General features: G+C 70.4%; 22 protein-coding genes and 1 tRNA gene. 16 read left to right on the top strand and 7 right to left on the bottom strand.

Features of this window, described 5'->3' with window-relative positions:
* The first annotated feature begins 89 nt into the window (after positions 1 to 89).
* The 7 genes from ACH442_RS37180 to ACH442_RS37210 all read left to right on the top strand — a co-directional run bounded on the left by ACH442_RS37180 (position 90) and on the right by ACH442_RS37210 (position 5,036).
* Positions 90 to 362 carry a hypothetical protein gene (locus ACH442_RS37180; RefSeq protein ID WP_396342789.1) on the top strand — a complete coding sequence of 91 codons (273 nt, stop codon included), beginning with the start codon at positions 90 to 92 and terminating at the stop codon, positions 360 to 362.
* The gene (locus ACH442_RS37185; protein ID WP_396342790.1) at positions 359 to 706 is read left to right on the top strand and encodes a hypothetical protein; all 348 of its coding nucleotides are present in this window, start codon (positions 359 to 361) and stop codon (positions 704 to 706) included. The genes ACH442_RS37180 and ACH442_RS37185 overlap by 4 nt, the downstream gene beginning before the upstream one ends.
* The gene (locus ACH442_RS37190) at positions 706 to 1,077 is read left to right on the top strand and encodes an RRQRL motif-containing zinc-binding protein (protein ID WP_396342791.1); all 372 of its coding nucleotides are present in this window, start codon (positions 706 to 708) and stop codon (positions 1,075 to 1,077) included. The genes ACH442_RS37185 and ACH442_RS37190 overlap by 1 nt, the downstream gene beginning before the upstream one ends.
* The gene (locus ACH442_RS37195) at positions 1,074 to 2,297 is read left to right on the top strand and encodes a bifunctional DNA primase/polymerase (protein ID WP_396342824.1); all 1,224 of its coding nucleotides are present in this window, start codon (positions 1,074 to 1,076) and stop codon (positions 2,295 to 2,297) included. The genes ACH442_RS37190 and ACH442_RS37195 overlap by 4 nt, the downstream gene beginning before the upstream one ends.
* Positions 2,294 to 3,412, top strand: a complete 1,119-nt coding sequence (locus tag ACH442_RS37200; protein WP_396342792.1) for an AAA family ATPase — start codon at positions 2,294 to 2,296, stop codon at positions 3,410 to 3,412. Before ACH442_RS37195 ends, ACH442_RS37200 begins: the two co-directional genes overlap by 4 nt.
* A gap of 182 nt (positions 3,413 to 3,594) precedes the next feature.
* Positions 3,595 to 3,831, top strand: a complete 237-nt coding sequence (locus ACH442_RS37205; protein ID WP_285691907.1) for an AlpA family transcriptional regulator — start codon at positions 3,595 to 3,597, stop codon at positions 3,829 to 3,831.
* Positions 3,832 to 3,920: 89 nt separating this feature from the next.
* Positions 3,921 to 5,036 carry a tyrosine-type recombinase/integrase gene (locus ACH442_RS37210; RefSeq protein WP_396342793.1) on the top strand — a complete coding sequence of 372 codons (1,116 nt, stop codon included), beginning with the start codon at positions 3,921 to 3,923 and terminating at the stop codon, positions 5,034 to 5,036.
* Between the two features lie 80 nt (positions 5,037 to 5,116).
* On the opposite strand, the gene ACH442_RS37215 is transcribed toward ACH442_RS37210, so the two are convergent.
* The 3 genes from ACH442_RS37215 to cmk form a co-directional block, all read right to left on the bottom strand.
* Positions 5,117 to 5,190: transfer RNA gene (locus tag ACH442_RS37215), tRNA-Pro, on the bottom strand.
* Between the two features lie 51 nt (positions 5,191 to 5,241).
* Entirely contained in the window at positions 5,242 to 6,678 is a 1,437-nt protein-coding gene (gene der / locus ACH442_RS37220) for a ribosome biogenesis GTPase Der (RefSeq protein ID WP_396342794.1), read from the bottom strand.
* Positions 6,675 to 7,355 (bottom strand): (d)CMP kinase, encoded by a 681-nt coding sequence (gene cmk, locus ACH442_RS37225; protein ID WP_396342795.1) that lies wholly within the window; start codon positions 7,353 to 7,355, stop codon positions 6,675 to 6,677. Before cmk ends, der begins: the two co-directional genes overlap by 4 nt.
* 318 nt (positions 7,356 to 7,673) lie before the next feature.
* Here cmk and ACH442_RS37230 point away from each other — a divergent pair, with 318 nt between their 5' ends.
* Positions 7,674 to 8,513 (top strand): hypothetical protein, encoded by an 840-nt coding sequence (locus tag ACH442_RS37230; protein WP_396342796.1) that lies wholly within the window; start codon positions 7,674 to 7,676, stop codon positions 8,511 to 8,513.
* Here the strand turns inward: ACH442_RS37230 and ACH442_RS37235 are convergent.
* The gene (locus ACH442_RS37235) at positions 8,457 to 8,996 is read right to left on the bottom strand and encodes a GNAT family N-acetyltransferase (protein ID WP_396342797.1); all 540 of its coding nucleotides are present in this window, start codon (positions 8,994 to 8,996) and stop codon (positions 8,457 to 8,459) included. The genes ACH442_RS37230 and ACH442_RS37235 overlap by 57 nt on opposite strands.
* 164 nt (positions 8,997 to 9,160) lie before the next feature.
* Here ACH442_RS37235 and ACH442_RS37240 point away from each other — a divergent pair, with 164 nt between their 5' ends.
* Positions 9,161 to 9,490 (top strand): hypothetical protein, encoded by a 330-nt coding sequence (locus ACH442_RS37240; protein ID WP_396342798.1) that lies wholly within the window; start codon positions 9,161 to 9,163, stop codon positions 9,488 to 9,490.
* A gap of 5 nt (positions 9,491 to 9,495) precedes the next feature.
* Here the strand turns inward: ACH442_RS37240 and ACH442_RS37245 are convergent, their stop codons facing one another.
* Positions 9,496 to 10,380, bottom strand: coding sequence for a glycosyl hydrolase (locus tag ACH442_RS37245; RefSeq protein WP_396342799.1), 885 nt, complete (start codon positions 10,378 to 10,380; stop codon positions 9,496 to 9,498).
* A 195-nt stretch (positions 10,381 to 10,575) separates the two neighbouring features.
* Here ACH442_RS37245 and ACH442_RS37250 point away from each other — a divergent pair, with 195 nt between their 5' ends.
* A complete protein-coding gene (locus ACH442_RS37250) occupies positions 10,576 to 12,663 on the top strand; it encodes a bifunctional polysaccharide deacetylase/glycosyltransferase family 2 protein (protein ID WP_396342800.1) in 2,088 nt (695 codons plus the stop codon).
* 181 nt (positions 12,664 to 12,844) lie between these two features.
* A complete protein-coding gene (locus ACH442_RS37255; RefSeq protein WP_396342801.1) occupies positions 12,845 to 13,738 on the top strand; it encodes a DMT family transporter in 894 nt (297 codons plus the stop codon).
* 732 nt (positions 13,739 to 14,470) lie between these two features.
* On the opposite strand, the gene ACH442_RS37260 is transcribed toward ACH442_RS37255, so the two are convergent.
* Positions 14,471 to 15,004: a nucleotidyltransferase domain-containing protein gene (locus tag ACH442_RS37260; RefSeq protein ID WP_396342802.1), complete on the bottom strand. Its 534-nt coding sequence runs from the start codon at positions 15,002 to 15,004 to the stop codon at positions 14,471 to 14,473.
* Positions 15,005 to 15,359: 355 nt separating this feature from the next.
* On the opposite strand from ACH442_RS37260, the gene ACH442_RS37265 reads away from it, so the two are divergent.
* The 5 genes from ACH442_RS37265 (at position 15,360) to ACH442_RS37285 (ending at position 18,542) form a co-directional block, all read left to right on the top strand.
* Positions 15,360 to 16,205 (top strand): hypothetical protein, encoded by an 846-nt coding sequence (locus ACH442_RS37265; protein ID WP_396342803.1) that lies wholly within the window; start codon positions 15,360 to 15,362, stop codon positions 16,203 to 16,205.
* Between the two features lie 95 nt (positions 16,206 to 16,300).
* The gene (locus ACH442_RS37270) at positions 16,301 to 16,726 is read left to right on the top strand and encodes a ricin-type beta-trefoil lectin domain protein (protein WP_396342805.1); all 426 of its coding nucleotides are present in this window, start codon (positions 16,301 to 16,303) and stop codon (positions 16,724 to 16,726) included.
* Between the two features lie 41 nt (positions 16,727 to 16,767).
* Positions 16,768 to 17,718, top strand: coding sequence for an NADP-dependent oxidoreductase (locus tag ACH442_RS37275; protein ID WP_396342806.1), 951 nt, complete (start codon positions 16,768 to 16,770; stop codon positions 17,716 to 17,718).
* 10 nt (positions 17,719 to 17,728) lie between these two features.
* Positions 17,729 to 18,349 (top strand): DUF2625 family protein, encoded by a 621-nt coding sequence (locus tag ACH442_RS37280; protein WP_396342807.1) that lies wholly within the window; start codon positions 17,729 to 17,731, stop codon positions 18,347 to 18,349.
* Positions 18,350 to 18,398: 49 nt separating this feature from the next.
* Positions 18,399 to 18,542, top strand: coding sequence for a hypothetical protein (locus ACH442_RS37285; protein ID WP_396342808.1), 144 nt, complete (start codon positions 18,399 to 18,401; stop codon positions 18,540 to 18,542).
* 50 nt (positions 18,543 to 18,592) lie between these two features.
* Here ACH442_RS37285 and ACH442_RS37290 read toward each other — a convergent pair whose 3' ends face one another.
* Entirely contained in the window at positions 18,593 to 19,807 is a 1,215-nt protein-coding gene (locus ACH442_RS37290; RefSeq protein ID WP_396342809.1) for an MFS transporter, read from the bottom strand.
* Positions 19,808 to 19,879: the final 72 nt, after the last annotated feature.

Genomic DNA, 19,879 nt, shown 5'->3' on the forward strand with positions numbered 1-19,879 from the left:
CGCGACCGGCCTGGTCAGCACGGATATTGACCGGTCGCGGGTTGCGCCGCCAGCCCTTCACACCCAAAAACGCCCTCTGGAGGCTTGCTGTGCCTGTCCTCGCCGCGACCGCAACCACCGAAACCACCATGATCGGCGTCCTGATCCTCGCCCTCGCCCTGGTCACGCTCGGTTACGCCCTCGGCTGCTGGCTCTGGCCGTTCGGAGCCTGCCGGAAGTGCCACGGCACCGGCAAGCGCCGCTCGCCGTTCGGCAAGGCGTTCGGTCTCTGCCGCCGCTGCCACGGCGACGGACGCCGCCTGCGTGTTGGCCGCCGGATCATCAACAGCCTGCGCGAGATCCACGGCAAGGGCACCCGATGAGCGCCCGCACGATGGCCCGGATCCAGCGGGCCGAGACGCCGCACACCGGATGGTGCGCCGCCGATCACCGCTGCGGCGTCGACGTGCACCGCTCGGCCGAGCTGATCGCCGACGGACCCGTCGGCGGCCGGGCCGTCATCACCCGCGTCCGGGCCGACCAGGTCGACTACGCCGAGATCCGCATCCGCGTCCCGCTCGCCCGCACCGAGGACACCGCCCGCCGCCAGCTCGGCACCGTGCTGCACCTGTGCCGCGAGCTGCTGGCCGCCGTCGCCGCGATCCGGCCCGCCGCCCTGCGCGGCCGGGCCGACCAGCAGCCCGCGATCGGCCGGAGGGCCGCCTGATGTCGCGGATCCGGGCCGCCTACCTCGATCCCGAGGGCGACCGGTACGGGATCCCGACGTACTGGTGGCAGGGTGCGCCGGAAGGCTACGCCACCCGGCGGCAGCTCACCGCGCGTGGCCTGCGGCCCGGCGGGCAGCCGGTCGCCGCGCAGGTTCTCTGGCGCGGTGTCGGCGGCGAGCGCGCGGCCTACCTGTACCGGCTCGACCTCGCCCGCCCGAAGCGCACCGCCAGCCCCGCGCAGCGCCGCGCGATCTCGGCCGCGCTGCGCGCCCGCCGCACCTGCCCGACCTGCCGTGAGGTGCGCGGCTACTACATCCCACGATCGCTCGGCGAGTGCCTGACCTGCCACGACGCACGGCCGGGCCGATGACCGGCGGGCACTGGATCGCCGCGAGCAAGGCCCTCGGCCGCCTCGTGCCGGCCGAATCGCCCTACCCGCACATCTGCGACCGCACCATCGCCGCCGAGGACACCGTCTCCGGCCAGCCGCTCACGGTCGCCCGGTGGGAGAAGCCCCGCTACTGCGCCGCCTGCGCCGAGGCAGCCATGCCGGACCGCAGGATTTCCCGTCCGACCCGTGGAGCTCCACTACCTCCACCGCAAATCTTCCTGTCCACACCCGACACCGGGAGGCCGAACACCATGCCCGACACCGCAACCCTGCGCGAGACGGCCCTCGCCGCCGCCGCGCGCGGCTGGCACGTCTTCCCCCTGCGGCCCGACGACAAGCGGCCCGCCTTCCCCGACCACCCGGCCGACGCCTGCACCGGCACCGACCGGCGCTGCCGCGACGGACACACCGGCTGGGAGCAGCGCGCCACCATCGACCCCGACCGGATCCGGCGCGGCTGGGCCAGCACGCCGTACGGCGTCGGCATCGCCTGCGGCCCGTCCGGCCTGGTCGTCGTCGACCTGGACGTGGCCAAGCCCGACCAGACCCCGCCGCCGGGCTGCCCGCACCCGACCGCGACCGACGGCGTCGACGTGCTCGCCGACCTGTGCGCCACCGCCGGACAGCCGTTCCCGTCCGACACCCACGCCGTGACCACGGGGAGGGGCGGCGTCCACCTGTACTTCCGGCACCCGGCCGCCGGTCCAGCCCTGCGCAACACGGCCGGGGCGCGCGGCAACGGCCTCGGCTGGCTAGTCGACACCCGCGCCCACGGCGGCTACGTCGTCGCGGCCGGGAGCACCGTCGCCGGACGGCCGTACACGGTCGCCCGTGACCTGCCGGTCGCCGACCTGCCCGGCTGGCTCGCCGAACGTCTCGCCCCGGCGCCGCTGCCGCCGCAACGCCCGGTTCTGGTCGACCTGCCGGGCGGCCGGGCCGGTGCCTACCTGGACGCCGCGATCGGCCGCCAGCTCGACCACCTCCGGCACGCGGCCGAGGGCGAGCGCAACCACACGCTCTACGTGTCCGCGGTCGCCCTCGGCCAGCTCGCCGCCGGGGGAGCGCTGCCCGCCGAACAGGCCGAGGCGCTGCTGACCGAGACGGCGCTGTCGATCGGGCTGTCCCCGTTCGAGATCCGCCGCACGATCCGCTCCGGCTTCACGGCCGGTGCGAAGCGTCCCCGGACGGTGGCCGCATGAGCCGCGTGCCGGCCGAACGGCCCGACCGCCCGAGCCTGCACGTCGCCGGGCCGGACGACGCCGCCGAGGTCCTGTCGCCCGAGCAGACGCGGCCCGCCCGGATCCGCACGTCCTGGTCGGCCGCCGACATCATGGCGATGGAGTTCGCCCCGCCCAAGTGGGCCGTGCCCGGAGTGCTGTCCGAGGGCGTCAACCTGCTGTGCGGCCCGCCCAAGGTCGGCAAGTCCTGGATGTCGCTCGGCCTCGGCGTCGACGTCGCCCTCGGCGGCAAGGCGTTCGGCTCGATCCCGGTCGAGGCCGGGCCGGTCCTGTACCTTGCCCTGGAGGACACCGCCCGGCGGCTGCAATCGCGGCTGTCCAAGGTCCTCGGCCAGCGTAAGGCCCCGGCAGGGCTCACCCTGGCCACCGAGTGCCCGCCGCTGCCGCAGGGCGGCGACCAGGCCATCGCCGCGTGGCTCGACCGCAACCCGGCCGCGCGGATGGTCATCATCGACGTGTTCGCCAAGCTCCGGGGCAACTCCGCTCCCGGCGCATCGGCGTACGACGCGGACTACGCCGCCGTGGGCCGGGCGAAGAAGGTCGCCGATGACTACGGCGTCGCGTTCGTGCTGGTCCACCACGTGCGCAAGGCTGGATCCGACGACTTCCTCACCGAAGTCTCCGGCACCAACGGCCTCGCCGGGGCCGCCGACGCGACCCTCGTGCTCAAGCGGGCGCGCAACCAGGGTGACGGCGTCCTGCACGTCACCGGCCGCGACGTCGACGAGAACGAGTACGCCCTGAGCTTCGACCCCGCTGTCGGTGCCTGGCAGATGCTCGACGGTCCGGCCGAGGACCACCAGGTCGGCGAGACCCGCGCCGCGATCCTGCGGTTCCTGCGGGCAACGCCTGGCAGCACTCCGGCGGGCATCGCCAGCGCCGTAGGGCTCAAGGCGGCGACCGTGCGGCAGACGTGCTCGCGGATGCTCGCCGATGGGCAGCTCGCCGCCGAACCGGGCGGCCGGTACCGCGTACCCGGTGTCACCGGTGTCACTCCTGTCACTGCCGTCACTCAACCCGCGCTGACCTGCGAAAACGACGGTGACACGGCCAGTGACTGTGAGGGGGATGACTGATCATGGGAGATTGGCTGAAACAGGGAGATAGCGGCACGATCAGGGCGACATGCATAGGAACACACCAGGCGAGCCGAGATCTTGGCTCAGAACGGCTCTCAGCGGGCCGCGCACAGGGCCGCAGAGACATCGACCCCCACACCCTCGCCATCACCGCACCGCAGCACCGGGAGGCCGTCACCGTGCGACTCAGGGCCGTCGACAGCATCGACACGACCGCCGCAGAGGCCGAACTGATCACCACCGAGGAGCTGGCGCGCATGCTGCGCGTCGACCCGTCCAGCGTGCGCCGCTGGCGTACCGCCCGTCCGATCCAGGGACCGCCGTTCATCGCCCTGTCCGAGCGCGTGATCATGTACGCGATCGAGGACGTACGGGCGTGGCTGGCGAGCCGTCGCGTCACTCCGGAGGCAGCGTGAGCAGCACAGCACAACACCCGCCCCTCACTGTTTCAGTCAAGTCCGACGTGGAGTACCGCGCCGGGCGACCCAAGCCCTACAAGGCTCGCGTGCGCTGGATCGACCCCACAACCGGGGACCGCCGGTCCAAGTCGCAGTCGACGGAGACCCGTGACGAGGCCGACGAATGGATCAAGAGCATGATCCAAGCGGCACAGGGCGGGATCGACCCCGCCGCCGCTACCCAGTGCCTCGCCGAGTACGGCGAGAACGTGATGCCCCTGGCGACCCGAGGGTTGGAGCGCAAGACCCTTGATCCGTATCTCGCGGGGTGGCGCCTGCGCGTCGTGCCGACCCTCGGCCACATCTCCACGGCCGCGATCACCAACGGCGTCGTGGACCGAGCTGTCTACTCGTGGATCGAGGACGAGTGCAGCCGATCCACCGTCAAGAACACCCTTGCCATCCTGGTCAGGGTGCTCGAACAGGCCAAGCGTGACGGCATCGTGGATCACAACGTCGCGCACGTGAAGGGCTGGCAGCGCGAGTACCAGCAGGCCGAGGACGAGTTGGACGACCCGCGCACGCTCGCCCTGCCGAGCTGGGAGGCCCTGACCACCCTCGCGGACGCCCTCGTCGCTCGCTCGCGCGGCCACTTCACCGGATGGGGGCACATCGTCACCTTCGCTGCCTGCACGGCCGCCCGGATCGGCGAGGTGTCCGGCGTCCGGGCCGGGGACATCGACCGGGCAACGTGGACGTGGACCGTGCGCCGGCAGACCACACCGGGACCGGGCGGTCTGATCGACAAGGGCACCAAGGGCAAGCGTGCTCGCAAGGTGCCGATCATCGAAGAGGTCCGGCCGATGGTGAGCGAGCGGCTTGCCTCGGCGGCAGGCCCGGACGCACGGCTGTTCACCGGACCGCGCGGCGGCCGGATCAGCACGGCGGTACTGCGCGACGCCACGCACTGGGACGAGGTGGTCGCCGCGCTGGGCTACGAGCACCTGCGTCGGCACGACCTGCGGCACACCGGCCTGACCTGGCTCGCCGACGCGGGCGTGAAGGTGCACGTCCTACGGAAGATCGCCGGACACGGATCGCTGACCACCACACAGCGGTACCTGCACCCGGATCAGCGCTCGATCAACGAGGCGGGAGACGCCCTCAGCGCCCATCTGAAGGCGCCCCGGTCCCCAAGCGGTCCCCAAATCCGGGCAGCCTAGTAGGAATATTCGGATCTAGCAGAATGACAGAAGGGCCGCTGACCAGGGTTTATACCCTAGCTAGCGGCCCTTCAAGATTGTCGGGCTGACAGGATTTGAACCTGCGACCCCTTGACCCCCAGTCAAGTGCGCTACCAAGCTGCGCTACAGCCCGATCCCGCCCCGAACCGCAGCCCGGCGCGACATCTCCTAAAGCTTACCAACCTCACCCATGCGCTTTCCCGCGACCCCCCGGCCCCGTCTTCTTGCGGGGTTTGACGGACAGCTCGATGGGGGTGCCTTCGAAGCCGAACTCCTCGCGGAGTTTGCGTTCGATGAAGCGGAGGTACCCGGCGTCGAACGGGCCGGTGGTGAACAGGACGAAGCGCGGCGGGGCGACTCCGGCCTGGGTGGCGAAGAGTGTTCGGGGGGCGCGCCCACCGCGTACGGGATGAGGGGTTGCCTGGGTCAGGGCGGTCAGCCACTGGTTGAGGGCACCGGTGGGGATCCGCTGTTCCCACGACTTGAGGGCGCGGCGGACGGCGGGGGCGAGTTTGTCGACGGCGCGGCCGGTTTTGGCGGAGATGTTGACGCGGACGGCCCACGTCACCCGTTTGAGGTCGCGGTCGATTTCCTTGTCGAGGTAGAACCGGCGGTCTTCGTCGACGAGGTCCCACTTGTTGAAGGCGATGACGAGGGCACGACCGGATTCGATCACCTGGGAGATGACGCGCTGGTCCTGTTCGCTGATGACTTCGCCGGCGTCGAGGAGGACGACACCGACTTCGGCGGCTTCGACGGCTCCGGCGGTGCGCAGTGCGGCGTAGTACTCCGTACCGGAGGCCTGGTGGACTCGTTTGCGCAGGCCGGCCGTGTCGACGAGCTGCCAGATCTCGCCGTCCATCTCGACGAGGCTGTCGACCGGGTCGACGGTGGTGCCGGCGACCGAGTCGACGACGGCGCGTTCCTCTTTGGCGATCCGGTTGAGCAGGCTGGATTTGCCGACGTTGGGGCGACCGACGAGGGCGATGCGCCGGGGGCCGCGCGGGGCGCCTTCGATGATCGGCGGGGTCGGCGGGAGCGCTTCGAGGATGTCGTCGAGCAGGTCGCCGGAGCCGCGGCCGTGCAGCGCGGAGATCGGGTGCGGTTCGCCGAGGCCGAGTGACCAGAGCGACACCGCCTCGAGTTCGAGGTTCTGGTTGTCGGCCTTGTTGGCGACGAGGATCACCGGTTTGTGGCTGCGGCGCAGCATCTTGACCGCGGCCTCGTCGACGTCGGTGGCGCCGACCGTCACGTCGACCACGAAGATCACCACGTCGGCGGTCTGTACCGCGATCTCGGCCTGGGCGGCGATGGCGGCGGCCCGGTCCTTGGCGTCGGGTTCCCAGCCGCCGGTGTCGACGACGGTGAATCGCCGGCCGGTCCACTGCGCGTCGTAGGGGACGCGGTCGCGGGTCACGCCCGGGACGTCCTCGACGACCGCTTGGCGGCGGCCGATGATGCGGTTGACCAGCGTCGATTTGCCGACGTTGGGGCGACCGACGACGGCGACCACCGGCACCGGGCCGGAGTAGGAGTCGTCGTCGACGGCGGATTCTGTTGACGCGAAGTCGAACCCGCCTTCGAAATCGTTGATGTCGAGCCCGGCGGGAAAGTCAGTCACTTACTTACCTTGCTGTTCAGCAGTGCGAGAATGTGCTGCACGACCTCGTCGATGCCCATTCCGGTGGTGTCCACCTCGATGGCGTCGGAGGCCTGGCGCAGCGGGTCGGTGGCGCGGCTGGAGTCCAGCTTGTCGCGGCGCGCCAGGTCCGCCTCGGTGGCGGTGACGTCGGTGGCGTCCTCGGCGCTGCGCCGTTGCGCGCGGGCGGCGGCGGACGCGGTCAGGTAGACCTTGAGGTCGGCGTCGGGCGCGACGACCGACGCGATGTCGCGGCCTTCGACGACGATCCGCGGGTGCGCCGCGATCACCGCTTTCTGCAGCGCGACGAGGTGTTTGCGCACGGCCGGGACCGCGGCGACGGCGGAGACGGCGGCGGTGACTTCGGGGCCGCGGATCGGCGCGTCGACGTTCGTCCCGTTCGCGGCGAAATGCGGCGCTTGCGGGTCGGTGCCGATCGACAGCTCGGTCTCCAGGGCGATCTTGGTGATCGCGTCCGGGTCGGTCAGGTCCGCCCCGGCCTGCAGGACGGCCCAGGTCACCGCGCGGTACATCGCACCGGTGTCCAGGTAGACGCCGTCAACCGTGGTGGCCAGTCGCCGCGAGACGGTGGATTTGCCCGATCCGGACGGGCCGTCGACCGCGACGACGCACCTCTCCGGCCGTTCTTCTAGCGCCACCGCTCCTCCTGACATCCCCACGGCAACAACCCTCCCATTGTGCCCGCCGCCGCGTCCCCCGACGAACGTGGGGCTCGAACCCCCTGCGCCTGCGGCGCGGAACCCCGCGTTTCCCTCACGGCAAGCCTCGGAGCAGGCCAATCAGGGGGTACGGACGGTCAGCGCCCCCGTCGCGGGGACGGGCCGGGCGGCCTCGACAGCGGGTCCGAATCCAGCCTACCCGACCCCCGGGTCACCCGCCGATCGGGTGAACACCCCTCTTGACCTGCGCATACATATGCCTAGGCTGACACCTACGTCGATCCGTCAGGAGTGTGGATGTACGCGGGTAGGGCCCGACCCCGATCCCTGTCAGAGCAGCGTCGCTGGCCGCGGTTCCCGCCACCGGACGCGATTCTGGAAGGCCTCGCCGTCAATCCCGCGCTCCCCGACGACCTCCTGGTGACCCTGATCCGGGTCCACGGCGGCCCGGCCGCGACCGGTCTGGCCGAGCGCCGGCCGCTGGCCGATGCCGCCGTGACCGCCATGGCCCGGCACCCGGATCCGTGGGTGCGCGCGGCTCTCGGCGCGAACGGCGCGGGCGGTCCGGAGATCCGGTTGCGGCTGCTCGGCGACCGGGATCCGTACGTGCGGCGGCGGGTGGAGCCCGACCTGCGCGACGAAATGCCCGATGAGCCGGTCGGGCCCGGCCGGCCGTGGAGTCTCGGCGACCTGAACGGCAGCCGTGGCTACGACCGCGCCACGATCCTGCGGGGGCCGCTCGACGACGAGCTGATGGCCTGGGTCCTGGCCGAGGGCGACGAATACGACCTGACCGATCTCGCCCACAATCCGCACCTGCCGCCGACGGCCGGCCTGGCCCGCTTCGCCGAGGACGCGCGTCCGCACGCCCGCCTGCTCGCCGCCCGCGATCCGCAGGTCGACCCGCGGGTCCTGCAGCGCCTGCTCGGTGACCCGGACGAATCGGTGCGATGGGCCGTCGCACGGTCACCGCTCATGCCCGTACGGGAAATAATTGCTCTTCTCGATGATGCGGAACTGTGCGGATCGGCGGCGGCGAATCCGGCGCTGCCGGTGGCGGAAATGGCGCGGCGGATCGGGTCACCAGACGTCGCCGTCACGCCAGTCGCAGATGATCGGGGCGAATTCGTCGAGTGATGCGCCGCCCGGCACGCGGCGGATCAGCGTGCTGCCGTCGTCGTCGGGGGTGCGGGTCACGCCGGACGGGGTCAGAGCCGCGGTGCCGCCCGGCCAGGGCTGCCAGCCGCGGCCGCGGTAGAGGTTGCCGGCGGCCCTGGACGCGGAGAGTGCGCCCAGGTCGTAGGCATGATCGATGAGGCGTTCGGCCTCGGCCGTGACGGCCGAGGCGCACCCGCGGCGGCGGTGGGCCGGTTGCACGGCGACCGCCTCGACATAGCCACATCGCAGTGACATTCCTCGATGTAAAAACTGTCGTTGAACGACCGATCCGTGTGCGATCAGGGTGCCGTCCACGCTGACCAGAATGTGCTGGCCACCGAGCGAATGGTTCCAGTCGTGGTCGTCGAAACAGCCACCGAAGGCCTCGTCCAGCAGGGCGCGGATCCGGGCGCGGTCGCCCGCGGTCAGGTCGGCGGTGTGCACCGTGCGGAGAACGGTCATGCCGCATGATCGCAGAATTGCTCCGCAAATGCGGTAATCGCCACGGATACGAAGGGTCACAATTTTGCACAGAACGCACTGGGGGCCGGCACAGTTCCCGCCCAGATTGCATTCCTAGGTTGCTGCCGGGAAGAAATTTGCTCTGTCCGGGAGGGACCAGCGCGATGATCTACGCGTCTACCAGACTCAACGAATCCGACGGGACGAAGGTGTTCGTCGATTCCAGCGGACGGCGGAAGCGGATTCTCGCGCTGTTCGGCGGGGCGGCCGCGCTCGGTGCGCTCGCCTACATCGGCGTGGTGATAGCCAGTGTCGTCCAGGCACCGGCGGCGGAACTCACGACGAAAGCGACCGTGTCGAGCACCGCCACGGCAACGGCCACCGCTACCGCCACGAAACCCGCGACCACCACGGCGAAGGCGTCGACTCCGGCCTCGGCGCCGCCCGGTTCCCGAAATCCCGGCCCGATGGGTGCGCCGGGCGGCCCGCGGTGATCCGGCTATCCGGTGAAAAGCGACGTGAACGCGTATTCGTCCTGCGAGATCCCGCTGCAAGTACCACTCAGCGTGCCCGCGGCGCAATCACCGTTGTCCCGATTGACCGACCAGAAGCGCAGAAATCCGAGCCCGTTCTCGCGGGCATATCCGGCGAGAGTCCGCGCGTCGTCGATCGTCGTGACCGCCCCGGTGTCATTGACGCCGATCATCGGCGTCACCCCGAGCATGCCGTAGATCTGCGCCGCGTTCAGACCTGTCCAGACAGCGGCGAGATCGCCGCGGACCGCCTCGGTCGCGGTCACCATCGCCGTCCCCCAGTCGCCACCCGCTGCGAAGTTCATCACCATCGCGTTGACGTTGACCTGCAGGTTCGCCGCCGCAGCCGCGCGCAGCAGGGAGACACCCCCGTCGGTCAGCCCGGCCGTCCCGACCGGAACGGTGAACGTGATCTCGGCGTCACGCGACTGCTGCAGGCTGGTCAGCGCGCTGATCACGGTGGTGACGTCGACGTCCTGCTCGATGTCGACGTCCAGGTGATTGCTCCCGGCAAGATCCAGGGCTTTCCCGTACGCCGTAGCCAGTTCCGTCGCATCACAGGACTGCTCGAGATACGTGCCGGTCGCCCCGCCGGTGGAAATGACCGCCTGCCCGCCGAGCGCCGTGATCTTCGCGATCTCGGCCTGAACAGCGCTGTCGGTGAGCGCTTTCGTGCCGCCCCACGTCGGCGTGCACGTCCCCGCCTTGTCAGCGAGCAGGAATGCGAGCGTGAAATCCGAGAGTCCCGTTGCCGCGTGAATCGCGGCGACATCCGCCGTCCCGCTGACGACATCGAGATAGGGCGCTACCGCGAACTCGGCCGCAGCCGCGCTCGGAGCGGTACTCGGCACGGCACTCGGCGTGACGACAACGGGATCGGCGGAACTGCACGCGCTCACGAGCAGAGTTAGCGCGGCTGAGAGACAGATCAGGCAGCGACGAATCGGGTCCATCGCCGGATGGTGACATCGCTTCCTTTGATCGCCCTATGGGAATGCCTGTCCACAGAAAGGAAAAATGTGCCGAAGGAACCGCGAAGAATCCGGGTGCCGAAACCACGCTGGATCGTCTTCGCCGTGCTGATCAGCCTGTTCGCCAGCATTCTGCTGGTGAACGGCCTGGTCCAGGGCGAATTCACCCAGGACGGCGCGACCGCCTCCACGTCGCAGACCGATCAGGTCCCGGGTGAGGCACTCGAGGGCGGCCCGATCATCCAGACCGACGGCACCACGACCACGACGGTCTCCGTCCCGGACAAGCAGATCGTGCTGACCTTCGACGACGGCCCGAACCCGGACTACACCCCGGAGATCCTCGAGGTCCTGCAGAAGTACGACGTCCCGGCCACATTCTTCATGATCGGCTCGCAGATCGCGGAGTACCCGGACGTCGTCAAGGAGGTCGCCGAGTCCGGCAACGAGATCGGCATTCACACGTTCACGCACCCGGAGCTCTCCGGCACGAGCGAGTGGCGCCGTACCGTCGAAATGGAGGAGACGCAGCTCGCGCTCGCCGGCGCCGCGGGCGTGACCAGCGTGATCTTCCGGCCACCCTACTCGTCGACGGTCGCCGCCCTCGACAACAACAACTGGGCGGTCATGCAGGACATGGGTGAGCGCGGCTACCTGACCGTCGTCAACAACCTGGATAGCCGCGACTGGGAGGCCGACGTCACGGTCGACGACATCGTCGACGCGGTCACGCCCGACGACGGCTCCGGCGCGATCCTGCTCTTCCACGACGGTGGTGGCGACCGTTCGCTGACCGTCGAAGCCCTCGAGAGAGTGATCCCGGCACTCAAGGCGGCCGGTTACACGTTCACCACCGTCGCCGCGACCTCCGGAATGGACACGGTCAACCCGGCCGCGACCACCAACGAGCGTCTGCTCGGCTCGGGGATCGTCGGGGCGGTGCAGATCGCCGAGAACGTGTCGATCTGGTTCACGGTGTTGTTGCTGGTCTTCGGCGTCCTCACGGTCGCCCGGCTGCTGATGATGCTGGTGCTCGGACGGCGGCACGCGCGGCGTGCCCGGAGCGGGCACGTGTGGGGTCCGGCCTATACCGAACCGGTCACGGTGGTCGTTCCGGCGTACAACGAAAAAGAATGCATCGCCGACACGGTGCGATCGCTGGCGGCGAGCACCCATCCGATCCGGATCATCGTGGTCGACGACGGGTCGACAGACGGGACGGCCGAGATCGCCGAATCGCTCGGCTACCGCAACGTCACGGTGATCTGGCAGCCGAACAGCGGCAAACCGGCCGCGCTCAACACCGGCATCGCGGCCGCGGACACCGAGGTGGTCGTCATGATGGACGGCGACACCGTGTTCGAACCCGACACCGTGCGCCACCTGGTGCAGCCGTTCGCCGACCACCGCGTCGGGGCGGTCGCCGGCAACGCGAAGATCGCCAACCGAACCGGGATGATCGCGCTCTGGCAGCACATCGAATACGTCGTCGGGTTCAGCATCGACCGTCGCGCCCACGACGTGATGGGCTGCATGGCGACCGTGCCCGGAGCGGTCGGTGCCTTCCGCACCGCCGCATTGAAGCAGGTCGACGGCCTCAGCGACGACACCCTGGCCGAGGACACCGACCTGACGATCGCGATCGTGCGAGCCGGCTGGCGGGTCGTCTACGAGGAGCAGGCGCGGGCCTGGACCGAAGCGCCACGGACCGTCTCGCAGTTGTGGCGGCAGCGGTACCGGTGGAGTTACGGGACCATGCAGGCGATGTGGAAACACCGCGGGGCGCTCGTCGAGAAAGGCAGCTTCGGACGCCGCGGCCTGCTCAACCTCGCGCTGTTCCAGACGCTGATGCCCCTGCTGTCACCGCTGATCGACGTGTTCCTGATCTACGGGCTGCTCTTCCTCGACCCGGTCGAGACGATCGTGGCATGGCTCGCCATGCTCGCCACGCAGATCCTCAGCACCGCCTACGCGTTCCGGCTGGACAAGGAGTCGCTGAAGCCGCTGTGGCGGGTACCGATCCAGCAGTTCGTCTATCGCCAGCTCATGTATCTGGTGCTGATCCAGTCGACGCTCGCCGCCGTGGGCGGGATCCGGCTCGGCTGGCAGAAACTTCAGCGGGCCGGCGGGCTCAGCGCCCTCCTCGGATCGAGAGCGTCCTGATCTCTCCGCCGTTTTGAGTGCTCCGGCAGCTTTCGGGCGACACGCTGCTTTTAGGGTGCCTCGGCTTCTTCTAGGATGCCTCGGCCGCTTCTGGGGTGCCTCGGCCGCTCCTGGGGGTGCCTCGGCCGCCGCCGCGCATATTGCGGCGGCGGCCGAACAGTCACGGCTCTACGGTGTGCCCATGTCCGTCTCCGCTGTGCCCGACGACCGCGTCCGCCCCTCGATCACCGTCCTCACCGCCGTCGTGATCACGGTCACCGCCTGGGCGTCCGCGTTCGTGGCCATCCGCGCCGTCCACGCACACTTCTCCGCGGGCTCGCTCGCTCTCGGACGCCTCGCGACCGGCGCGGTGGCGCTTACCATCGCGGTCCTCGCGACCCGCACCTGGGTCCGGCCGACCGCCCGTGAATGGGTCCGGGTCGCAGGCGTCGGCGTCATCTGGTTCGGCCTCTACAACGTCACCCTCAACGCCGCCGAGCAGCGCCTCGACGCCGGTACCTCGGCGATGCTGGTCAACGTCGGACCGATTCTGATCGCCGTGCTGGCCGGGATCTTCCTCGGCGAGGGCTTCCCCCGCAGCCTCCTGACCGGCGCCGGCGTCGCCTTCGCCGGCGTCCTGCTGATCGGCTTCGCGGGCCGCGGCGGCGCCTCCGCCGACCCGCTCGGCGTGACCCTCTGCCTGATCTCCGCCGCCGCCTGGGCCGTAGGCGTCACCCTGCAGAAACCCACGCTCCGCCGCCTGCCCGCCCTGCAGGTCACGCAGATGGCCTGCGTCGTCGGCATGATCGTCACGCTGCCGTTCGCCGGCAGTCTCGCCGGCGACCTGCGCTCGGCCCCGGCCGGCTCGATCGCCGGTGTGATCTACCTAGGCCTGGTCCCGACCGCGCTGGCGTTCGGCACCTGGGCCTACGCCCTGGCCAACATGAGCGCGGGCCGGCTGGGCGTCACGACCTACCTCGTGCCACCGCTGACGATCCTGCTCGCCTGGCCGACCCTGTCCGAAACCCCCCACCTCCTGGCTCTCGTCGGGGGCGCTGTCGCCCTGGTCGGCGTGGCCCTCGCCCGCCGCCGCTGACCAGGTGGCGGCCACGCGCCGACGTAGGCGCCGCGCAACTCGCCGAACGCGCGGCCCCCGCCCACCGCCGCCGACCCCGGGCGGCGGCCACGCGTCGACGTTGACGCCGCGCAACTCGCCGAACGCGCGGCACTCGCCTGCCGGCCAGGACGCCACGCGAGGCTCACCCGGCGTTGACCGCACGCTGCGGTCCAGGCGGGCGCCATCGGTGCCGGCCTCAGTCAAAGGCTTTGCCGGTACGGCCGTGGGACCGGCTCGCCGTCGATGATTCCACGCTCCGAAGATCGTTTGGAGTTGTCCACAGTGTCGGTTCGTCCACAGGGCAGCCCCACGATCTTCGGATTTCGCGGGAGAATGACGGTGGGTAGGAGCTCCCCCCTCGGGAGGGTGGGGTCTGCGCTTCGGCGGGGCGGATCGGCGGCCGGATCTTGGCCGAGTGACGGTGTCCCAGCTCGGCCGTGCACCCGGGTCGCCGACACGGCCACCGGACAAGTGGCCGGCTCGCGGGATGTGCCATCGGCCGCACGCGCCTCATTCCCGCGGGCTCGTTCCACCGATCGGCGCACGCCCCGGTCACAAGAGCTCGTTCCGGGCGACCGACACGCGCCGCACTCCCCCTGGCCCGTTCCGCCAGCCGACACACCTCGGGCTCCGTGCCCGCCACTCGAACGATCACCGCGCCGGGGCTTTCACGGCGTACGCCGGAACGCTTTTGATCGGAAACCTCAGACGTCACGCACGGTAGCCGTCGAACAGTGGACCGCCGGCGTTCTCGAGCACCTCCTTGACGAGCGCGGCCGGGTCGTCGCGGGCCGACAGCCGGCGTTCGGCGAGGATCGGGTCGTGTTCGCGCAGCTCGCGCAGTAACCATTTGCCGCTGCTGACCCAGCGTCCGCCCAGGGAAAGCATCGCCTCCCCTACCCGCGTCCAGAAGGTCGTCGCGATTACTGTGCGTTCGCCCGGGTCGGTGGCGTGGTGCAGGTCGTCGAGGCCGTCGGTGAGGCGGTAGCGCATCCAGTCGTGTTGTTCGCGGGTCGGTGGGCCGGGGCCGTCGGCGAGGACCCGCGCGCACCGGGCGGGCAGGTCGCCGGGGTCGCCGAGCAGGACGACGCCTTGGGCGAGCATGCGGTGGGTGCTGGGTTTGCGTTTGGCGCGTTCGCTTTCCAGGGTTCCGGTGAGTCCGGCCCGGGTGTGGACGAGGAGTTCGACGGGCCAGCCCTCGTGGCGAGGGCTTTCGCGGTGTCCGGGGTCGGTCTCGTCGAGCACGACGATGTCCAGGTCGGAGCCGGCGGTGCGGTGTGACGACGCTGCGGGTGAGCATCGCCCAGTCCGCGGGCGGGGAGCGCCGGTGGACGAGTTCGCGGGCGACATCGATCGGGTCCATGCGGGGGTCATCCCGCCTTGACCGGTTCCGACCATGCCGGGCGGAGCGGACCACCCGTTCGCTCGATTCGGGCAATTTTTTCCAGCTTTTTTGAACAGCGCTGTGACCTGCGATTTCACCCCCTGATGCGGGCTGCTGGGGCGGGGCGGTCGCGGATCGGTGTTGAACCGGGCGGGCTGCGGGCCCCGTATGGCCCCCCAACCGGTGAACATCGACGTCCAACGACGAGGAGTGATCATGAGGTCGCGCACGTACCGACGTAACCTGGGTAACCGGCGGAAGACGATCGGCGCGGTGGTGGTCGCGGGGGTGCTGGCGGTGTCCGGCGTCGCCGGCGTGCAGTTCGCGAACGCGAGCACGACGCCCAAGGCGGGCAACCTGTTGAACGTGGACGGTCAGCAGTTCGACGTGTCGAAGTGTCAGCAGGTGCAGGTCAACGCGGGTGCCGTGGTCTGTGACGGCGAGGAGTTGCAGCCGGTCAAGGCGCAGGACGCGGGTGCGGCGGCGACCGGTGCGGCGCAGGCTCTGGAAGTGGCGTGTGACCAGTTCGCGGCGGATGCCGCGGCGGCTGCCGGTGAGCAGGCGGGCGCGGCCGCGGACCAGAGCGCGGCGGAGAACAAGGCCGACAACAAGAAGCTGGCCAAGAAGTATCTCAAGTCGTTGAAGGGTGCCAAGGGGGCCAAGGGCGCCGGTAAGCAGGAGGCGGCCGGCCGGCCGGGCGCGGCCGACGACCAGAACGCCGAGGATCAGAACGCGGGCGATCAGGGCGCGGCCGACCAGAACGCCGGTGACCAGGGCGCGGCCGACCAGAACGCCGGCGACCAGGGCGCGGCCGACCAGAACGCCGGTGACCAGGGCGCGGCGGCGAACGATGCCGCGGCGACCGCGGTGACCTCCGCCCAGGCGAGCCTGCTGCAGGCGTGTCTGGCCCTGGCCGACGCGAAGGCCGTGGTGGCTGCTGGTGCCGGCGCGGGCGCTGACGACCAGGGCGCGGCGGGTGACCAGGGTGCCGGTGCCGACGAGCAGGGCGCGGCGGGCGACGCCGGGGCGGCGAGCTCGGCTCCGGCCACCAAGAAGAAGTAACTGCCGACGGCGTACGGGAAATGGGGGGGCTTTTCTGCCTGCCCCTTTCCCGTTTTCCTGCGGTCGGGCGGCGGGCATTCCTAGAGTGAATGGTCATGCGCCGCCTCACCCGTTTCCTGGCCGCTCTGACGACCGGCATGGCGGCCTCCGCGCCCGTCGTGGCACCGCCGCCGCTGCATCAGGGCTGGATCCGCCCGAAGGCCGACGACAGCCGTTGCCTGACCGGCGGGGCGGCCGGAACGATTCTGAGCCTTCGTCCGTGCGGTGACGGAACGGCCGGGCAGGAATGGTTCCAGGCGAGTACCGGAAAGTTCTACAACGGCGAGAACTGCATCAGATCCGAGGGTACGGTCGTCCGGGTCGCCGCCTGCAACGGCGCCGATCCGGCCCAGGAGTGGTGGTTCGTCGACACCATTCGCAACGGCCGGTACGGTCCGTGCCTCACCGAGGAGCACAACGGCCAGGTCCGGCTGCGCGCGTGCACGGGGCGGATCGAGCAGAAGTGGGTTTCCACGTCTTAATCGGTTGACCGTCCGATCCGCCGATCCCTAGCGTCGCCGCCATGCGCGCAGTGGTAGCGACCGGCTATGGCCCTCCCGAACAGTTCACGCTCGCCGAGGTGCCGACCCCGGAACCCGGCCCGGGTCAACTCCAGGTGCGGGTCGCGGCGGCAGCATTGAACCCGGCCGATCTCGCACTGCCGCGCGGCGATCTGCGCAGCCTGGTCGAGCTGCCGTTTCCGCACGTTCTCGGCAATGATTTCGCCGGGACGGTCACAGCCCTCGGGGCCGGCGTGTCCGGCTACGCGATCGGCGACGAGATCTTCGGCCACGCGGTGCCACGGGTCATGCGGACGATGGCCGGTTCTGATCGGCCGTCTCTCGGGACCGGAACCCTTGCCGAGTACGTCGTGATCGAGGCCGCGACCCCGTTCGTCGCCCACCGTCCGGCCGCCCTGTCGCCCGTCGACGCCGCGGCGCTGGGCACCAGCGGCCTGACCGCCCGGGCCGTGGCGCTCACCGCAGCCGTCGCACCCGGCGAGACGGTGCTGGTCGTGGGAGCCACCGGCGGGATGGGAACCGTGCTGATCCCGCTGCTCGACGCCGCGAAGGCCACGGTCGTCGCCACCGGGCGGGCCGGTGACGCGGAGCTGCTGCGGGGGCTCGGCGCGACCGAGGTGATCGGGTACAGCGACTATCCGGCGGGGGTGGACGTGGCGGTCAACTTCGCGGTGCCGGGCCCGTCGCTGGCGCCGATCGCGGCGGCGTTGCGTCCGGGTGGTCGTCTCTACACGGTGACGTTCCCGCCGCCGCGACCGGAATGGATCGGGCGCGACGACGTCTCGTACCAGCTGGTCCTGGACACGAACGCGACCCTGGGCACGATGACCGACGTCGCCGCCGACGGGTTACGGGCGTACGTCTCGGCGCGTTACCCGCTGCCGGAAGGAGCCCGTGCCTATGCCGACCTGGCGAAGGAGCACACCGTCGGGAAGCGCGTGATCGTCATGTGATGATCAGCGAATGGATCCTTCCGCGTGGGACGAGATCACGGCGACGATCGAGGCCGCACCGTACCCGGTCCGAGTGCTTCCGGCGGATCCGGAGAATGCCGAAGCCGCGCTGGCCGCACTCGGTGTGACCACCAGGTCGTGGCTCGGCGCCGTGGTCGCGAACACCGGCGGCCTGTTGATCGATCACGGCTGGATGCGGGTGCTGGGCAGTGGCGCCGAAGGCCTGCCCGATGTGCTCGCCGGAGCAAATCCGGAATTGCGCGGGCTGATGGTGGCCTACGACATTCTCGGCGGGCAGTTCGCGTGGATCCCGAACGAGCCGGGCAAGCCGCCGACCGTGCACTACTTCGCTCCTGACACCCTCGAATGGGAGGACCTGGGGCAGGGCTACACCGATTGGCTGTACGCCGTGCTGGCCGGCTCGCTGGACGCCTTCTACGAGAATCTGCGCTGGCCCGGGTGGGAGTCCGAGGCCGGCGCGCTCGCCGCGGATCAGGGTCTGACCGTTTTTCCTCCACCCTGGACCAAGGAGGGACAGGACATGGCGGCGACCACGCGCAGCCCTGCTCCGCTGCTGCAGATCGTCGACTTCCACCACGACGTGGTGCGACAACTGGGTGGGTACGACTGATGTCAATGCCCACGTGGACGCGGCATGGGTTGTGGAATGGCGTGAGGGCGTGCGGCGACTGGTGCCTCGGGTGATCGACGGGTTCGAGGAACGGTTCGGGTTTCCGCCCGGTGAGCACGAGGTCGCCGACGGCATCGCCGGGGAGGAGTGGGACGGGGCGGCGGCTGACGACGTACCGGGAGCCGCAGACTGAAGCCCGCACCCTGTTCCGGGGTGCGGGCTTCAGAGATGTGAGCAGGGCGGTCAGGCGGTGCGGCGGGTGGTCATCGCGGCGACCGCGGCGAGCAGGCCCAGCATCAGGACGACGAAGCCGGTCATCGCGGCCAGCGCCGTGAACGTCTGGGTGGCGAGTCCGACGCCGATCACCGGCAGGGTCAGGCCGAGGTAGCCGATCAGGAACAGTCCGGCCAGTGATTCACCGCGGCGGGCCGGGGCGGCGAGGGCGGTGACCGAGCCGATCGCGACCTTGAGCAGGGTGCCCGCGCCGACGCCGACGATCACACCCCCGACGACGAAGGTCGGCAGGCTGGCCAGGTACATCCCGGTGAGCAGGATCAGGACGCCGGCGGCCTGGGCGGTGAGGCCGAGGGTGAGTTTGGCGGTGGCACCGAGCCGGCCGGTGAGGGCCTGGGTGACGGCCGCGGCGCCGAAGACGGCGAAGACGAGGGCGCCGGCCAGGATGCGCGACGGGTGGTGCAGCGTGCCGGCCACGAATCCGGGGGCGACCGAGGTGAACAGGCCGAAGACGGCGAACGCGGCGAACGCGGCGGCGAGGTATCCGGCGACGGTGCGGTCCGCGCTGATCTTCTGCGGGCGGTAGGCGGGCTTGACCGGCCGCTCCTGCACGGTCTCCGGGGTCAGGGCCACGGCGACCAGCGCGAGGACGAGGAGGACGGCGAAGACGACATACGGCGTGCGGAGCGGCGAGACGACGTACGCGGAAAGCAGGCCGGCCACCAGCGACCCGGCGCCGAGCCCACCGGTGTTGGCCGCGGTGGAGACCACCTCGAAGCGCTGCCGGGACGCCCCGGGCCGGTGCGCCGCGTGCAGTTCGTGCAGGTAGGCGGTCGCCGTGGCGGTGATCAGGCCGACGCCGAGGCCGGTGACGAACCGGGCGGCCAGCAGCACCGGCAGGGACGTGCCGGTGAGGAAGAGGACGGCGGCGACCAGTTCCAGCCCCAGCGCGGGGATCAGGATCTTCTTGCGGCCGACCCAGTCGGAGACGTGCCCGGCGAGGATCAGGCTGATGATGACGCCGACGGCGTAGACGGCGAAGACGATGGTCACGGTGAACGTGGAGAAGCCGTCCCGGGCCACGTAGAGCGGGTAGAGCGGGGTCGGGACGGTGGAGAACGCCATCGCGATCAGGAAGACGGCGGCGATCATCCAGAACCCGGCGCCGTGCCGGGTCTTCACAGGCGCTTCGGTGAGACGCGGAGCAGGAGCCAGAAGTGTCATGCCCTCAGCTTCCGCACCAGCAAGCATCACGTCCAACGAAAGATGGTGGAGAGAAGAATCAGTTTCAGTGAT

Origin of the sequence: Actinoplanes sp. NPDC020271 (assembly GCF_044388125.1) — a bacterium.
GTDB lineage: Bacteria > Actinomycetota > Actinomycetes > Mycobacteriales > Micromonosporaceae > Actinoplanes.

What these genes read in the sequence shown, in the direction of transcription:
- ACH442_RS37195 (WP_396342824.1), top strand. Translation starts at nt 1,074, where the DNA reads ATGACCGGCGGGCACTGGATCGCCGCGAGCAAGGCCCTCGGCCGCCTC.
- ACH442_RS37230 (WP_396342796.1), top strand. Translation starts at nt 7,674, where the DNA reads ATGTACGCGGGTAGGGCCCGACCCCGATCCCTGTCAGAGCAGCGTCGC.
- ACH442_RS37290 (WP_396342809.1), bottom strand. Translation starts at nt 19,807, where the DNA reads ATGACACTTCTGGCTCCTGCTCCGCGTCTCACCGAAGCGCCTGTGAAG.
- ACH442_RS37280 (WP_396342807.1), top strand. Translation starts at nt 17,729, where the DNA reads ATGGATCCTTCCGCGTGGGACGAGATCACGGCGACGATCGAGGCCGCA.
- ACH442_RS37275 (WP_396342806.1), top strand. Translation starts at nt 16,768, where the DNA reads ATGCGCGCAGTGGTAGCGACCGGCTATGGCCCTCCCGAACAGTTCACG.
- ACH442_RS37190 (WP_396342791.1), top strand. Translation starts at nt 706, where the DNA reads ATGTCGCGGATCCGGGCCGCCTACCTCGATCCCGAGGGCGACCGGTAC.
- ACH442_RS37200 (WP_396342792.1), top strand. Translation starts at nt 2,294, where the DNA reads ATGAGCCGCGTGCCGGCCGAACGGCCCGACCGCCCGAGCCTGCACGTC.
- ACH442_RS37270 (WP_396342805.1), top strand. Translation starts at nt 16,301, where the DNA reads ATGCGCCGCCTCACCCGTTTCCTGGCCGCTCTGACGACCGGCATGGCG.
- ACH442_RS37240 (WP_396342798.1), top strand. Translation starts at nt 9,161, where the DNA reads ATGATCTACGCGTCTACCAGACTCAACGAATCCGACGGGACGAAGGTG.
- ACH442_RS37265 (WP_396342803.1), top strand. Translation starts at nt 15,360, where the DNA reads ATGAGGTCGCGCACGTACCGACGTAACCTGGGTAACCGGCGGAAGACG.
- ACH442_RS37255 (WP_396342801.1), top strand. Translation starts at nt 12,845, where the DNA reads ATGTCCGTCTCCGCTGTGCCCGACGACCGCGTCCGCCCCTCGATCACC.
- ACH442_RS37235 (WP_396342797.1), bottom strand. Translation starts at nt 8,996, where the DNA reads ATGACCGTTCTCCGCACGGTGCACACCGCCGACCTGACCGCGGGCGAC.
- ACH442_RS37185 (WP_396342790.1), top strand. Translation starts at nt 359, where the DNA reads ATGAGCGCCCGCACGATGGCCCGGATCCAGCGGGCCGAGACGCCGCAC.